Origin of the sequence: Paenibacillus hebaui (assembly GCF_051934385.1) — a bacterium.
In the GTDB taxonomy this organism is placed as follows: Bacteria; Bacillota; Bacilli; order Paenibacillales; family Paenibacillaceae; genus Paenibacillus.
This window is the reverse complement of sequence record NZ_CP196836.1, coordinates 5,977,619-5,992,850: the sequence shown is the minus strand read 5'-3', so window position 1 is coordinate 5,992,850 and position 15,232 is coordinate 5,977,619. Positions and strand designations below refer to the sequence as shown.

Annotated in this window: 9 protein-coding genes, 15 tRNA genes and 2 rRNA genes; 24 read left to right on the top strand and 2 right to left on the bottom strand. The window is 46.8% G+C overall.

The genetic code is table 11. The annotated features are described in order from the left end of the window. Positions 1 to 111: 111 nt before the first annotated feature. Positions 112 to 516 carry a DUF2614 family zinc ribbon-containing protein gene (locus ACR32F_RS27245; RefSeq protein ID WP_440112599.1) on the bottom strand — a complete coding sequence of 135 codons (405 nt, stop codon included), beginning with the start codon at positions 514 to 516 and terminating at the stop codon, positions 112 to 114. A gap of 122 nt (positions 517 to 638) precedes the next feature. Between ACR32F_RS27245 and ACR32F_RS27240 the strand changes: the two genes are divergently transcribed. The 19 genes from ACR32F_RS27240 (at position 639) to ACR32F_RS27150 (ending at position 9,531) form a co-directional block, all read left to right on the top strand. Then, complete coding sequence (locus tag ACR32F_RS27240) at positions 639 to 1,520, top strand: nucleotidyltransferase-like protein (protein WP_440112597.1); 882 nt, start codon at positions 639 to 641, stop codon at positions 1,518 to 1,520. A 457-nt stretch (positions 1,521 to 1,977) separates the two neighbouring features. After that, positions 1,978 to 3,530: ribosomal RNA gene (locus ACR32F_RS27235) — 16S ribosomal RNA — on the top strand. Between the two features lie 339 nt (positions 3,531 to 3,869). Then, positions 3,870 to 6,796 (top strand): 23S ribosomal RNA (locus ACR32F_RS27230). Together the 16S and 23S rRNA genes with 15 tRNA genes alongside form the textbook arrangement of a ribosomal RNA operon. Positions 6,797 to 6,863: 67 nt before the next feature. Next, positions 6,864 to 6,939 (top strand) — tRNA-Asn (locus tag ACR32F_RS27225). A gap of 3 nt (positions 6,940 to 6,942) precedes the next feature. Beyond that, positions 6,943 to 7,034, top strand: a tRNA-Ser gene (locus tag ACR32F_RS27220). A gap of 6 nt (positions 7,035 to 7,040) precedes the next feature. After that, positions 7,041 to 7,112 (top strand) — tRNA-Glu (locus ACR32F_RS27215). A gap of 69 nt (positions 7,113 to 7,181) precedes the next feature. Continuing rightward, a tRNA-Val gene (locus ACR32F_RS27210) sits at positions 7,182 to 7,257 on the top strand. 20 nt (positions 7,258 to 7,277) lie between these two features. Then, positions 7,278 to 7,351, top strand: a tRNA-Met gene (locus tag ACR32F_RS27205). A gap of 27 nt (positions 7,352 to 7,378) precedes the next feature. Beyond that, positions 7,379 to 7,456: transfer RNA gene (locus tag ACR32F_RS27200), tRNA-Asp, on the top strand. A gap of 94 nt (positions 7,457 to 7,550) precedes the next feature. Further along, positions 7,551 to 7,626, top strand: a tRNA-Phe gene (locus ACR32F_RS27195). Positions 7,627 to 7,644: 18 nt separating this feature from the next. Next, positions 7,645 to 7,720 (top strand) — tRNA-Thr (locus ACR32F_RS27190). 9 nt (positions 7,721 to 7,729) lie between these two features. Further along, positions 7,730 to 7,815, top strand: a tRNA-Tyr gene (locus ACR32F_RS27185). A 7-nt stretch (positions 7,816 to 7,822) separates the two neighbouring features. Continuing rightward, positions 7,823 to 7,896 (top strand) — tRNA-Trp (locus ACR32F_RS27180). Between the two features lie 30 nt (positions 7,897 to 7,926). Then, positions 7,927 to 7,999, top strand: a tRNA-His gene (locus ACR32F_RS27175). A 12-nt stretch (positions 8,000 to 8,011) separates the two neighbouring features. Beyond that, positions 8,012 to 8,086: transfer RNA gene (locus tag ACR32F_RS27170), tRNA-Gln, on the top strand. 4 nt (positions 8,087 to 8,090) lie between these two features. Continuing rightward, positions 8,091 to 8,165: transfer RNA gene (locus ACR32F_RS27165), tRNA-Gly, on the top strand. Between the two features lie 6 nt (positions 8,166 to 8,171). Next, positions 8,172 to 8,245: transfer RNA gene (locus ACR32F_RS27160), tRNA-Cys, on the top strand. 35 nt (positions 8,246 to 8,280) lie between these two features. Then, positions 8,281 to 8,359 (top strand) — tRNA-Leu (locus ACR32F_RS27155). 254 nt (positions 8,360 to 8,613) lie between these two features. After that, positions 8,614 to 9,531, top strand: a complete 918-nt coding sequence (locus tag ACR32F_RS27150) for a class I SAM-dependent methyltransferase (RefSeq protein WP_440112595.1) — start codon at positions 8,614 to 8,616, stop codon at positions 9,529 to 9,531. A 205-nt stretch (positions 9,532 to 9,736) separates the two neighbouring features. On the opposite strand, the gene ACR32F_RS27145 is transcribed toward ACR32F_RS27150, so the two are convergent. Beyond that, on the bottom strand, positions 9,737 to 12,133 hold the full coding sequence (locus ACR32F_RS27145; RefSeq protein ID WP_440112593.1) for a helix-turn-helix domain-containing protein: 2,397 nt from the start codon (positions 12,131 to 12,133) through the stop codon (positions 9,737 to 9,739). Positions 12,134 to 12,624: 491 nt separating this feature from the next. Between ACR32F_RS27145 and ACR32F_RS27140 the strand changes: the two genes are divergently transcribed. Genes ACR32F_RS27140 through ACR32F_RS27120 form a run of 5 tightly spaced genes read left to right on the top strand, consistent with a single transcriptional unit; the run spans position 12,625 to position 15,113 of the window. After that, positions 12,625 to 12,933: a LiaF transmembrane domain-containing protein gene (locus tag ACR32F_RS27140; RefSeq protein ID WP_440112591.1), complete on the top strand. Its 309-nt coding sequence runs from the start codon at positions 12,625 to 12,627 to the stop codon at positions 12,931 to 12,933. 34 nt (positions 12,934 to 12,967) lie between these two features. Further along, positions 12,968 to 13,639 carry a PspA/IM30 family protein gene (locus ACR32F_RS27135; protein ID WP_440112589.1) on the top strand — a complete coding sequence of 224 codons (672 nt, stop codon included), beginning with the start codon at positions 12,968 to 12,970 and terminating at the stop codon, positions 13,637 to 13,639. A gap of 4 nt (positions 13,640 to 13,643) precedes the next feature. Then, positions 13,644 to 13,880, top strand: a complete 237-nt coding sequence (locus ACR32F_RS27130; RefSeq protein ID WP_440112587.1) for a PspC domain-containing protein — start codon at positions 13,644 to 13,646, stop codon at positions 13,878 to 13,880. A 17-nt stretch (positions 13,881 to 13,897) separates the two neighbouring features. After that, complete coding sequence (locus ACR32F_RS27125) at positions 13,898 to 14,404, top strand: PspC domain-containing protein (protein WP_440112585.1); 507 nt, start codon at positions 13,898 to 13,900, stop codon at positions 14,402 to 14,404. 1 nt (position 14,405) lies between these two features. Further along, on the top strand, positions 14,406 to 15,113 hold the full coding sequence (locus ACR32F_RS27120; protein WP_440112583.1) for a PspA/IM30 family protein: 708 nt from the start codon (positions 14,406 to 14,408) through the stop codon (positions 15,111 to 15,113). The last annotated feature ends 119 nt before the right edge of the window (positions 15,114 to 15,232 follow it).

The following is a 15,232-nucleotide window of genomic DNA, read 5'->3' as shown; positions in this document are numbered from 1 at the left end:
TCCTAATGAACTTATATTTAAACCTAACAGTTAATAGTCTTTAAATAAAAAAAGGTCCGGGATAGATACCGGGCCTTTTTTGCTGTGTCTGGGCTTCGTTGAAAAAAACATTTAGCTGTTGGAACCTACGCCTGGATCTGTTTCTGAAGGAGGTGTGGCAGTGGAATGCGCTTTCAGCTGAGAACTGGTTGTGTTGGCCTGATTAGGGTCCAGGGTAAGAATCGTGTGACAGAACATACAACGATCCGTCTTGCCGAGCAGTTTGGTTAACTTGCCACATTCCGGACAATCCACTTGTACAGCGCTAGTAGAGAGCATGCCAGCCCAAAAATAAATGCCCAGACTGGCCATCATGGCAATTAGGCCGATGACGAGCCCCACAGCAGCAAATACTTTGCCTGCATGTCCCCAGAACACAATTCCGGCAGTTCCTAGTACCATCAGGCCCATGCCTAACATGGTTAGCAGTAGCCCCCAAGTGCGAAAAGCATTAATTTTTGCTGATTTAAAAATCATGAAAAATGCTCCTATCGTATGAGTAGTATCGGACCTGGAAAAGAAGGAAACTTCAGTCTGGATGTAGAATTACATTATAACTGACTTGGTGCATATCTGCCATGAATTGTATGGAGGGAATCGTGGAACTAAAGAACCTTGCTTTTTTGTCCGAACAGTCGGAAGAGACAGGGGCAGTTGGGGCTATCGCTTATTCCCACCCGGGAGATCGATTCCACGGCTCCCTAATCCAGGATTTTGAATTGCTCGTACTTATTGTTCATAATACGGACCAGTTGATATCAAAAGTTGGGCATTACAGATATGGTGATCTTCGTTATCAAATGATCTATGTTGGCCGTCATGAGCTGCAGAGCAGTGTGATTACGGGGGATAACAATAATCTCATGCAGTGTCTGACTAAAGGTGAAATCATCTGGGAGACTGATAGTACCTTGAGTGATATGCGAGAGGAACTATCCGTTTTCGGAATGGAATTGCGTGAGCAGAAGTTGCTGCATGAATTCGCCAGCTTCTTAAGAAATTATGTAGAAGCCAAACTCTACATCCAGGAAGGGCATGTTGTAGATGCTTATTACAATGTGCTTGAGGCTCTTGGAAACTGGGCAAGAATTGTACTCATTGAACAAGGGATTTACCCGGATCATGCCGTTTGGACGCATGTGCAGAATTTGGACCGTGCTCTATGGAAGCTCTATCAGGAGCTCACAGTAAGCTCGGAGACATTAGAACAGCGAGTGGAGCTTGTGCTGCTTGCCTGTGAATTCTCGGTGATGTCCAAAATGAGTGATTGCTCTGGATTGCTTCTGCGTGTGCTAAGAAGTCGGAGGGAACCGTGGAGTATGGATGAACTTGTTCATCATCCACAGTTAAGATATGTACGTGAAGATCTGCCACTCGTACTTCGTAAATTGGTGTTCCGTTGTATTGTGAAAGAATCTGCAGGATGGCCATCCCTTATTGGAGGAGATGGTCGGGAAATACGTTACTGGATCGAGACGTAACCAACCCCGGAAGCCTGCATTATATGTATCGAAAGAAGGAGGGGAAACCTTCCTTTTTTGTTTGTTTAATAATTTATAAAAAGATATTGACTCCTATTCGCAAAATATGATACATTATATTTCGTTCCTCAAATGAACTAATCGTCAACAAGCGATTAATTCTGCAGAGGGAAAGTGAAGAACTAAAGCATTAAAAAAAGAAATAAAAAAAGTTCTTGACGAAAACGAACCGAATGTGATATATTATTTAAGTCGCCGCCGAAAACACGGTGATAACGAAAAACAGCAAGGAAAATTAAGTTTGATCTTTGAAAACTGAACAACGAGTGAGTAAACATTCTGCTTGCAGAATGAACGCGAAAGTTAGAGACAAGCCTTGGCTTGAATCAACTGGAGCACAAATGAGATTTTTTAATCTCGTCAGATTCAAAATGAGCTTATCGCTCTTTTCAATACTTTATTGGAGAGTTTGATCCTGGCTCAGGACGAACGCTGGCGGCATGCCTAATACATGCAAGTCGAGCGGAGTGGATAGGAAGCTTGCTTCCTTGATACTTAGCGGCGGACGGGTGAGTAACACGTAGGCAACCTGCCCTCAAGCTTGGGACAACTACCGGAAACGGTAGCTAATACCGAATACTTGTTTTCTTCTCCTGAAGGAAACTGGAAAGACGGAGCAATCTGTCACTTGGGGATGGGCCTGCGGCGCATTAGCTAGTTGGTGAGGTAACGGCTCACCAAGGCGACGATGCGTAGCCGACCTGAGAGGGTGATCGGCCACACTGGGACTGAGACACGGCCCAGACTCCTACGGGAGGCAGCAGTAGGGAATCTTCCGCAATGGGCGAAAGCCTGACGGAGCAATGCCGCGTGAGTGATGAAGGTTTTCGGATCGTAAAGCTCTGTTGCCAGGGAAGAACGTCCTTGAGAGTAACTGCTCAAGGAGTGACGGTACCTGAGAAGAAAGCCCCGGCTAACTACGTGCCAGCAGCCGCGGTAATACGTAGGGGGCAAGCGTTGTCCGGAATTATTGGGCGTAAAGCGCGCGCAGGCGGTCATTTAAGTCTGGTGTTTAATCCCGGGGCTCAACCCCGGATCGCACTGGAAACTGGGTGACTTGAGTGCAGAAGAGGAGAGTGGAATTCCACGTGTAGCGGTGAAATGCGTAGATATGTGGAGGAACACCAGTGGCGAAGGCGACTCTCTGGGCTGTAACTGACGCTGAGGCGCGAAAGCGTGGGGAGCAAACAGGATTAGATACCCTGGTAGTCCACGCCGTAAACGATGAGTGCTAGGTGTTAGGGGTTTCGATACCCTTGGTGCCGAAGTTAACACATTAAGCACTCCGCCTGGGGAGTACGGTCGCAAGACTGAAACTCAAAGGAATTGACGGGGACCCGCACAAGCAGTGGAGTATGTGGTTTAATTCGAAGCAACGCGAAGAACCTTACCAGGTCTTGACATCCCTCTGATCGATGCAGAGATGTATCTTTCCTTCGGGACAGAGGAGACAGGTGGTGCATGGTTGTCGTCAGCTCGTGTCGTGAGATGTTGGGTTAAGTCCCGCAACGAGCGCAACCCTTATATTTAGTTGCCAGCACTTCGGGTGGGCACTCTAGATAGACTGCCGGTGACAAACCGGAGGAAGGTGGGGATGACGTCAAATCATCATGCCCCTTATGACCTGGGCTACACACGTACTACAATGGCCGGTACAACGGGCTGCGAAATCGCGAGATGGAGCGAATCCCAACAAAGCCGGTCTCAGTTCGGATTGCAGGCTGCAACTCGCCTGCATGAAGTCGGAATTGCTAGTAATCGCGGATCAGCATGCCGCGGTGAATACGTTCCCGGGTCTTGTACACACCGCCCGTCACACCACGAGAGTTTATAACACCCGAAGTCGGTGGGGTAACCGCAAGGAGCCAGCCGCCGAAGGTGGGATAGATGATTGGGGTGAAGTCGTAACAAGGTAGCCGTATCGGAAGGTGCGGCTGGATCACCTCCTTTCTATGGAGAATCGTTTCCCGAGTGGAAACATTCAAAACCAAGTCTTCAGGAAGCATGCTTCCGAAGCGAGCTTTACTTCGTAAAGCTTTTAACTCACTCGTTGCTCAGTTTTGAGAGCTCAAACTCTCAAACAGCTTGCTTTTGCATGGAGCTTGTTCTTTGAAAACTAGATATCGAAACGAAATTTTGCGATTTAGAACATTCCTTTAAGCTGATCTTGTGTAAACAAGTGAAGTGTTTATAAGGTAGATTGCATGAGCGAGTGATCGAAATGGAGCGACTTTTGGCTTTGGACGTAGTCCAAAACAAGCGGAGCGACAGCTCGAACACGAGCGATATGGTTAAGCTACTAAGAGCACACGGAGGATGCCTAGGCGCTAGGAGCCGATGAAGGACGTGGCGAACAACGAAACTGCCTCGGGGAGCTGTAAGCAAGCTTTGATCCGGGGGTGTCCGAATGGGGAAACCCAGCTGGGGTAATTTCCAGTTACTCACAACTGAATACATAGGTTGTGCAGAGGCATACCAGGGGAACTGAAACATCTAAGTACCCTGAGGAAGAGAAAACAATAGTGATTCCGTCAGTAGCGGCGAGCGAACGCGGAGAAGCCCAAACCAGAGAGCTTGCTCTTTGGGGTTGTGGGACGTCTCACATGGAGTTACAAAGGAGCCGATTAAGCGAAGAGGTCTGGAAAGGCCCGCCAAAGAAGGTAAAAGCCCTGTAGTTGAAAGTCTGCTCTCTCCGAGACCAATCCCGAGTAGTGCGGGGCACGTGAAACCCCGTATGAATCCGGCAGGACCATCTGCCAAGGCTAAATACTTCCTAGCGACCGATAGTGAAGCAGTACCGTGAGGGAAAGGTGAAAAGCACCCCGGAAGGGGAGTGAAATAGAACCTGAAACCGTGTGCTTACAAAAAGTCAGAGCCCGTTTTAGGGGTGATGGCGTGCCTTTTGTAGAATGAACCGGCGAGTTACGTTCCCGTGCAAGGTTAAGGTGATGAGCCGGAGCCGCAGCGAAAGCGAGTCTGAATAGGGCGAGTTAGTACGTGGACGTAGACCCGAAACCGGGTGATCTACCCCTGTCCAGGGTGAAGGTGCGGTAACACGCACTGGAGGCCCGAACCCACGCATGTTGAAAAATGCGGGGATGAGGTGGGGGTAGCGGAGAAATTCCAATCGAACTCGGAGATAGCTGGTTCTCCCCGAAATAGCTTTAGGGCTAGCCTCGGAAAACAGAGTCGTGGAGGTAGAGCACTGATTGGGTGCGGGGCCCGCAAGGGTTACCAAGCTCAGTCAAACTCCGAATGCCATAGACTTACTTCCGGGAGTCAGACAGTGAGTGCTAAGATCCATTGTCAAAAGGGAAACAGCCCAGACCATCAGCTAAGGTCCCCAAGTGTGTGTTAAGTGGAAAAGGATGTGGAGTTGCCCAGACAACCAGGATGTTGGCTTAGAAGCAGCCACCATTGAAAGAGTGCGTAATAGCTCACTGGTCGAGTGACTCTGCGCCGAAAATGTAACGGGGCTAAACACACCACCGAAGCTATGGCTTGATGCTTTGCATCAGGGGTAGGGGAGCGTTGTATAAGGGTTGAAGGTGTACCGTAAGGAGCGCTGGACATTATACAAGTGAGAATGCCGGTATGAGTAACGAAAAGATCAGTGAGAATCTGATCCGCCGAAAGCCTAAGGGTTCCTGAGGAAGGCTCGTCCGCTCAGGGTAAGTCGGGACCTAAGGCGAGGCCGAAAGGCGTAGTCGAAGGACAACAGGTCGAAATTCCTGTACCACCGTAAGCCGTTATGAGCAATGGGGGGACGCAGCAGGGTAGTGACGCGGACTGATGGATGTCCGTCTAAGCAGTGAGGCTGATGTGTAGGCAAATCCGCACATCGATAAGGCTGGGCTGTGATGGGGAGCGAAAATTATAGTAGCGAAGGTCATGATCTCACACTGCCAAGAAAAGCCTCTAGCCAGGTGATGGTGCCCGTACCGCAAACCGACACAGGTAGGCGAGAAGAGTATTCTAAGGCGCGCGGAAGAACTCTCGTTAAGGAACTCGGCAAAATGACCCCGTAACTTCGGGAGAAGGGGTGCCCCGGTAGTGTGAATAGCACGAGGGGGCCGCAGTGAAAAGGCCCAAGCGACTGTTTAGCAAAAACACAGGTCTGTGCGAAGCCGTAAGGCGAAGTATACGGGCTGACGCCTGCCCGGTGCTGGAAGGTTAAGGGGAGTGGTTAGGAGCAATCCGAAGCTGTGAACCGAAGCCCCAGTAAACGGCGGCCGTAACTATAACGGTCCTAAGGTAGCGAAATTCCTTGTCAGGTAAATTCTGACCCGCACGAATGGCGTAACGACTTGGGCGCTGTCTCAACGAGAGATCCGGTGAAATTTTAATACCTGTGAAGATGCAGGTTACCCGCGACAAGACGGAAAGACCCCATGGAGCTTTACTGCAGCTTGATATTGAATTTGGGTACGATCTGTACAGGATAGGTGGGAGCCTTTGAAGCATGAGCGCCAGCTTGTGTGGAGGCACCGTTGGGATACCACCCTGATCGTATCTAGGTTCTAACCTGGTACCGTAATCCGGTGCGGGGACAGTGTCAGGTGGGCAGTTTGACTGGGGCGGTCGCCTCCTAAAGAGTAACGGAGGCGCCCAAAGGTTCCCTCAGAATGGTTGGAAATCATTCGAAGAGTGCAAAGGCATAAGGGAGCTTGACTGCGAGACCTACAAGTCGAGCAGGGACGAAAGTCGGGCTTAGTGATCCGGTGGTACCGCATGGAAGGGCCATCGCTCAACGGATAAAAGCTACCCTGGGGATAACAGGCTTATCTCCCCCAAGAGTCCACATCGACGGGGAGGTTTGGCACCTCGATGTCGGCTCATCGCATCCTGGGGCTGAAGTAGGTCCCAAGGGTTGGGCTGTTCGCCCATTAAAGCGGTACGCGAGCTGGGTTCAGAACGTCGTGAGACAGTTCGGTCCCTATCTGTCGTGGGCGTAGGAAATTTGAGAGGAGCTGTCCTTAGTACGAGAGGACCGGGATGGACGTACCGCTGGTGTACCAGTTGTTCCGCCAGGAGCACCGCTGGGTAGCTATGTACGGAAGGGATAAGCGCTGAAAGCATCTAAGCGTGAAGCCCCCCTCAAGATGAGATTTCCCAGTATGTAAGACCCCTTGAAGACGACGAGGTAGATAGGCTGGGGGTGGAAGTGCAGCAATGCATGGAGCTGACCAGTACTAATCGGTCGAGGGCTTATCCAATATGCAGGTTGTAAATCGCAAATTTCGTTTCGAATCTAGTTTTCAGAGAATGATCTCTGAAGCATATTCCCTGATAGCTCAGTTGGTAGAGCACTCGACTGTTAATCGAGTTGTCACAGGTTCGAGCCCTGTTCGGGGAGCCATATGGAGAGGTGTCCGAGCTGGCCGAAGGAGCACGATTGGAAATCGTGTAGGCGTCACAAGCGTCTCGAGGGTTCGAATCCCTCTCTCTCCGCCATAGTAAGGCCCGTTGGTCAAGGGGTTAAGACACCTCCCTTTCACGGAGGTAACAGGGGTTCGAATCCCCTACGGGTCATATTTTAACTTCAAAAAAAGAAGTTGATTTTCACAAGAGATTTATGTTAAACTCATAAATGTGTTGTTCGGAGGCTTAGCTCAGCTGGGAGAGCATCTGCCTTACAAGCAGAGGGTCGGGGGTTCGATCCCCTCAGCCTCCACCATATCTATTTTTGAATAACGACGCGGGGTGGAGCAGCCCGGTAGCTCGTCGGGCTCATAACCCGAAGGCCGCAGGTTCAAATCCTGCCCCCGCAATTAATCTTTCTTAATTGAAAGTAATCTGGAACCGTGGTGTAGTTGGCCTAACATGCCTGCCTGTCACGCAGGAGATCGCGGGTTCGAATCCCGTCGGTTCCGCCATTTTTATTCTTCATGAGGAAGCTGTTCACTAAATCTGCTATTAGGCATCGACGCCCTAGATAAAGTGTAACGTTTCAGGTTTAAACTTTATTATGGCTCGGTAGCTCAGTCGGTAGAGCAGAGGACTGAAAATCCTCGTGTCGGCGGTTCGATTCCGTCCCGAGCCACCATTTATCACAACTTAATACGCCGGTGTAGCTCAACTGGTAGAGCAACTGACTTGTAATCAGTAGGTTGGGGGTTCAAGTCCTCTCGCCGGCACCATTTAATCCTGGAGGATTAGCGAAGTGGCCAAACGCATCAGACTGTAAATCTGCTCCCGTACGGGTTCGGTGGTTCGAATCCATCATCCTCCACCAGTTTTATAGGGGCATAGTTTAAAGGTAGAACAACGGTCTCCAAAACCGTTGGTGTGGGTTCAATTCCTGCTGCCCCTGCCAATTAAATTTTTAAAGATATATTTTATTGTGGCGGTCGTGGCGAAGTGGTTAACGCACCGGTTTGTGGATCCGGCATTCGGGGGTTCAATTCCCCTCGATCGCCCTTTTGTTTTTTTGGGGATTAGCCAAGCGGTAAGGCAACGGACTTTGACTCCGTCATGCATAGGTTCAAATCCTATATCCCCAGCCATTTTGCGGACGTGGCTCAGCGGTAGAGCATCGCCTTGCCAAGGCGAGGGTCGCGGGTTCGATTCCCGTCGTCCGCTCCAAAATGTGGCGCCATAGCCAAGTGGTAAGGCACAGCTCTGCAAAAGCTTTATCCCCAGTTCGAATCTGGGTGGCGCCTCCAGTATATTTTTACAAACTATGCAACAAATCAAATGTGCCGGCGTGGCGGAATGGCAGACGCGCTCGACTCAAAATCGAGTGGGAAACCGTGGAGGTTCGAGTCCTCTCGCCGGTATACTTAATAGACCTATGAATTGCTTCGGCGATTTATAGGTCTATTTTTATGATATATTGTTTCTGTTTGAATTACAGCGTTGCATTCTTTTATGTATTGAGGTATATTTGATTAAATACATTGTAGATAAGTAAAGTCTTTTATTTTTTGTGTTAATAATAGATATTGAGGATCTATTAAGTTTGGATTTGTATTTATTTAAGTTATTTATTATGTAGTTCTATAGTTTATCAAAGGAAATGGAGTGAAGCAGCATGTCTAAGGAAATACACGTATCAAAGTACTCTGAGATTTTATTCGATCCATCTGTATGGGAAGAGGAGTGGAAGAATCAGTCGACAAGTTCAATATACAAACAGCAGAGTTTCTCACCTGATAAAGAAGAAGTATATGAACGATGGGCCAGGGAATATCATCAACAGTCGTTTACTGAACAAGGAAAACAAAGAACCGAACGCATCATAGGCTGGATTGAGAATCAGGGAGTGGATCTTAACGGTTTATCTATATTGGACATTGGAGCAGCCTCAGGCATCTTTACGATCCCTTTTGCGAACAGAGGAGCGTCCATTACAGCTGTAGAACCCTACAAGCTATTCAATTCATTAATGAAAGAGAAGATTCCTCTGTCCTTGCAATCCAGTATTGATGTCATATCAGAACGATTCGAAGACATATCGATTCAGGAGAAGGGCTGGGAAAAGAAATATGACTTCGCCTTTGCATCGATGTGCCCGGCAATGTCCAACTGGGAAACGATCGAACAGGCGATCAGCACTGCCCAAAAGTATGTTTACATCAGCACGATGGCTGGGCCCAAAGAACATACACTATTCGATGAGCTTAAAGAGGTATTAGGTGTTTATCCATCAGGCATCACTGGGGATATGGGGTTTATACAACAGTTGCTGTACTTGAAAGGTTATTCTTACACCACCTTGATCACTAAAGAAACAAGTTGTATTGAGATGTCTACTGAGGAGGTCGTCGATAAGCTTCAGGAATGGTTTCGCTCGCACGAACTGCCAACGGATGAAGGTTCACTTGCCTTGGCTGAAAAATATATTCGAGACACTTACAAAGATGGTGTGGTTAAGTTCTCGAGAGGTGGGAAGTTCGGCAAAATTCTGATTCAACTGGAACAACCGAACATGAAAGTGCTACGCAGCTAAGCGTAGTAATTGATATCAGTAACCATTCTTCCAGATATGATCGAAAGGGGATGTCCCATATGCCATGAACATGAATGGCATATGGGACATCTTTATTTAGCGTTGTTACTGTCTAATCAATGGAGCACACGCTATTCGCTCCATGTTCCATTGGTCTACGCTTTAACTATAGACATACCCGTCCTACTGTCCTCAAAAGAGCCGCTCAATATTTCGCTTGATCAGACTTCAGTTTACGTTCCCTATACTGTCCAGGCGTGATACCTTCCCATTTACGAAAAGAACGGATAAAGTTCTGCGGGTTATTGTAACAAAGCCGTGTAGCGATGTCCTTGACCGTTAGCTCGCTTTCGTCCAGCCACTTTTTAGCCATACTGAAACGATACTTCGTCAGATACTCACTGAATGCACAGCCTGTCTCTTTACGGAACACACTACTTAAATAGTTGGCATTATAGTGAAGTCTTGATGCGCATTCTTCCAGCGTCAGATCCTTATCGTATCCTTGCTGAATCATGGCAATCATTTTTTCCGAGATTTGCTGATACTGGGCATATTGTCTTTCCTTCAAGATCTGAATGATTGGTATGATTACCTTATTGTTAAACCACTGTTCAACCTCGGCAGCGTATTGTAGAGCATGCAGTTCATTGAAAATGGAACCATGACCTTGTGATATCTGTCCAAGTCGTATACCGGATTCCTGCATCATTTGCAAAATGTGACTTAGTAACCGGGTAAGTGCTACCTGATATTCTTCGGGTGTGCACTCCATGCCAAACAGTACTTCAAGCAATTGATGAAGATGGGAGGAGGCTTGAGCCTCTTCTGCATTTTGGACAGCCTGAATCAGTGCATATTCCAGAGCTTCCGGATAGGACAATGACCAAAGAGAAGCATGCGTATCGATCGTCTCAAATTGAATGATGATGCCTGTTCCCAACTTCATTCGATGCTTAAGTGCTTCAAGGGCCTCCTTATAAGCCTGAGGTATATGAAACAGAGAGGCATGAGGCTGGCTAAAGCCAATACTTACCTGAAGATTCAGAATTTCATCGATCTGATGTTGCAACTGCTCCGTTAGCGTGTATAGATCCTGGGAAAAAATCATTTTATCTTGTTCAGTCGTACCTACGATCAGGACGACAGCCTGTTCGTAAACAACAGGAAGCAGTTTTTGCTGGGAATTAACGGATTCCTCCAGTATATTCTGAATGGCGAATAGCAGAAGATCACGATCTTTCGTATTATATTTTGTATGGTTAACGAGATCTGTCTGCACGGTAACAACGGCTATTTGTTGCCATTCCTGAAGATGAAGAGCGTAGCCATGCTCCCTCAGAGTATCATGAAGAGTAGAGGGAGGATGTTTCCCCAGAAGTAGATTTATCAGAAAATGAGCATGAAGTTGCAGCATATATTGATTTAGTTTGCTTTCAAGTTGAGATTGAGATGCAGAGAGTTGTGAAACACCAGCCCTGATTTGTTCGAATTCATCTTTAGGAAGTGCAGACTTTTCTTCCAGGCTACCGTTGGACAAACGTTTGTCACCAAGTTGCATCAGAAGTCTACGAATGGGTTTATGCATTCTTTTCGAACCTATCCATGAGAGCAACAGTGAAAGAAGTAGCATCGCGATACTGATATACATGGTGTGCAGTCCAATTTGAATATATTCTCGGGTCAGGACATTCGTAGGAGAAATAAGAATATATGTCCACCCTTTTAAAGATGAATGTGTGTAAGACAGGGCGTAATGTGTATCTGCAATATGTACCTCGCGTTGCCCTGAAGCAGCAGCAAACCCAGGGCGGGGTAACAGCTCATTCAAATTAACGCCAGAAGTGCTATCCCTTATTCCCGCTGTAGCCAATGGCTGACCGATATATCGAGGATCGGGATGGACCATGATACGCTGTTCCCGATTCAAAATGATCAGTCCGGAAGCAGAGCTTCCTGGAGATTCTTCTTCAAGTGGTCTCTGTAGCGAACAGGCTGGAATTCCTCCAATCAGTGCAGCATCGGAAGAGGTATTTCCATTAGGAATGGATCTGGCAAGTGCAATATGATAGATGCAGCCTGAATTGACCTTACGTTCCTTATTGTTAAATAGAGATGAAGGTGTGAGTTGCCAACCAGAGGTAAGTGTATTAGATAATAATTCTTTCATCGGCAGCGCTAATGGGAAATCAGTATTAAGATACAGTCCTGCATGATCGATAAGCCAATTCTGAGTTTGATTCACGAGTGTAATATCCAGTAAAGGCTCCCATGACCTCATATTTTGAAACTCGGTCTGTAACTTCTCCGCAATTAAAGGTCTTGTCCCCTGGATGGGAACCGAAGAGGATGAAGATAGAGATAATGAGTTTAGCGCAACAGGTGAGCGAATGGTTTGATCCAGCATATAGCTTACTATGGCAAGTTTATGTTCCACGTTGGATTGCATTTGAGTAAGTAATTGTTTATTGGCTTGTGTTCGATGCAGCTCGGTTTGATTGGATGAATAGATAAATGCGGCAATTCCCGTCAATAGAATAGGAAGGGTACTTAACAGAATCCCGAAGCCTATCATTTTATGTAGATAGCTGAATGATCGCACAGCTCCACTCCTGACCAATAAATTAGTAACACATTCTATTTTAGTAAACGCTTACATATAGAACAATCTAAATTTTATTTATTTGGATAAAAAAGTAATAAAAAGAAGGGTGACAATAAGGTAGAAGGAATATTTGATATTCGTTTTGCTGTGGTTTGGCTGTTAATGAAGGAAATGATGGGGAACGGAAATCAGATGCAAACGTAGATAAGGGATATGGACGTGATTTTAGTACAGAGTGAGACGGGGAGCGAACAAGGGTAATAAGAGGTATCCAGGGCTGTTATGCAGTGATGAGCATCGATGGTCTGATATAGGGACAGTCATAGGTCCAACACGATCCCCGACCTGAGTCTAGGATGAAAAACCGTCCACGGTCTGTTTTGAAAAGCTTCAGTTTGCTCTAGAATAAGGACATAAGGTTAAACAAGAAACAAACGAACAAACAAACAAATCAAAATAAACGAATCGAAAGGGTGGTGAACAACAATATGAGATGGAATAAAGGAAATGGCTGGGCGGTTGTACTGATTGCGCTGGGCGCACTCATCCTCTTTGGAAAGTTAACCCCTCTCCTCGGACACTTAATGGGATATCTGATTCCGATCCTGATGATTGCACTTGGATACTACGGGGTAAAACGAGGAAATGTGCTGCTAGGATGGATTGTTCTCATCATCGGTATCATTTCACTGATGAGCAAAATGGCCTGGCTGATCGGACCGATCATCGCAATCGGGTTAATTATCTACGGAGTCTCCATGTTAAGTAATAATCGCAGTCGTCGTGGCCGTTACTAAGCTTTCACGATCATGAAAAGGAGGACAGAACAAAATGAGTGTATTTCGTCGAATGCGGGATATTACCGTAGCTACTTTAAACGAACATTTGGAGCAAAGTCAGGATCCAGTTAAGCTGATTGACCAGTTTCTGGTCTCGACCCGCCAAGACATTGGTGAAGCTGAGAAGCTTCGTCATCAATATGCAAGCCATACCAGACAAATGAAACAACAAGCCGATCAGGCAGCAGGTATGGTATACAAACGGGAAGAGCAAGCTTCCATGGCCCTAAAAGCAGGTGAGGAGCATCTCGCTAAACTTGCTTTGCAGGAAAAAATCCTCCATGAGGAAAAAATGGAACAATACAATGAATTGTATGCACAAAGCAATGCGGCTTTACAGGAGCTTGATGAACAGATCGACCAACTTAAATCAGAGTATCAAAATGTGTACAGCAAACGCCAATATTACTACGCTCGTATGCAGACGATTCAGTTGCAGCAACGAATGAATCAAAGAGGCAACCATAACGGACAGAATGTACCGCGTATGTTCAACCGATTGGATGATCAAGTCTCTGATCTCGAATATGAGGCCCAGAGTCTCCGGGATTTGCGAAGAATGACCCAGGATGGAAATGGAACTGCTGGTAGTATGTCTAGCTCAACGTTGGACAAAGAACTGGAACGACTGAAACAAAAGCTGAACAATGACAGAAAGGAGTAGTCAGATGAATAAACTTTACCGCTCATCGCGTAATCGTATGCTGACAGGTTTGATCGGCGGCATCTCTGAAAATCTTGAAATGAGCTCCAAGCTGCTGCGTATCATTTTTTTCATCAGCATTTTCGCTACGGGAGGTACATCATTGCTGATCTACTTCATCGCTGCATTGGTAGTGCCAAAAGAATCCAATCACGCTGATCCATACGCTTATGGTGCTGATCACGTAAGAGGATATAAGTAAACGAAAGGAGTAAGCACATGAGCAAATTATACCGCTCAACGCGTGACCGGATGCTGACAGGATTGTGTGGTGGGATATCCGAGTCGATCGGCATGGATTCAACCCTGCTGCGTATCATCTTTGTCATCAGTATTTTCGTAACTGGCGGCACGTCGTTGTTAATCTACTTTATCGCAGCACTGGTGGTGCCGAAAGAGCCATACCCACCTTATGATCCATACGGCTATGGTCCGAACAATGGTCCTGGTCCTGGCAGAGGATACAACAATTTTGATCATGAGCCACCAAGAGGCCCTTTCCAAAACAACCGTAATCAAGGTCCTGGAAACTTCGGTCCTGGCCCTGGATACAACAACAGACCTCAGTCGGGTCCGCGTTCTTATGACAACAACGCCTATGGAGCAGGAACGCCCCAAGAAAGTGAACTTGATTCCATGATGAAAGATATTGAGAAAAAAGCACTGAAAAAAGAAGTTGAAGAGCTTCGCCAAAAATTATCTCGTTACGAGAAGGGAGAAAAGTAAAATGGGAGTATTTAAACGGATTAAGGATATGACGAAAGCATCGGTAAATGATATGTTGGATAAAGTGGAAGACCCGATTGTAATGTTGAACCAGTATTTGCGTGACATGGAGGCTGAGATTCATGAGGCTGAGGTAACGGTTGCCAAACAAATGGCGAACGAGCGCCGCATGAAACAACGTCTGGATGAAGCTGAACGCACATCGGTACAACGTGAATCCCAAGCAGAAGCTGCACTGGCTAATGGTCAGGAAGAAGTGGCACGCAAGTTGCTGGAAGAGAAAATTTACTTTGATCAAAAAATTACCGAGTACAGTGAGCTGCATGCACAGTCCGAAGCACAGGCTAAAGATTTGCTGCAACAGCTGCATGACATGAAAGATGAGTTCTACAAAATGCGTAACAAACGCAATGAACTCGTATCCCGTGCTCAAATGGCCAAAGCCAAAAAACAAATGTCCTCAATTAACAGCTTGCATTCGATCGAGAGTGGTGGCGCATCCCTTGGATTCCACCGGATGGAAGAGAAGATCATGCAACTGGAAGCGGAAGCTGATGTGAGTCGTGCACCATACCGTAACACACAGTCTTCATACACGAATCCTGTGGATGTAGAGAAACAATTCAAAGTGGATCAACAATTGCAGGCGCTTAAGAACAAAATGGGTAATGGTGCGAAGAGTGAAACGGGCGGTACTTCAAAAGAATAACTGTTCGCTCAGCAGACAATATGATATTCTATAAATCGTGAATAAAGAACGGTTTGTAGAACAAAGGTTAAGCCATACAGGTGTTCATTGCCTGGTATGGCTTTTCCGTCGAATAGGGA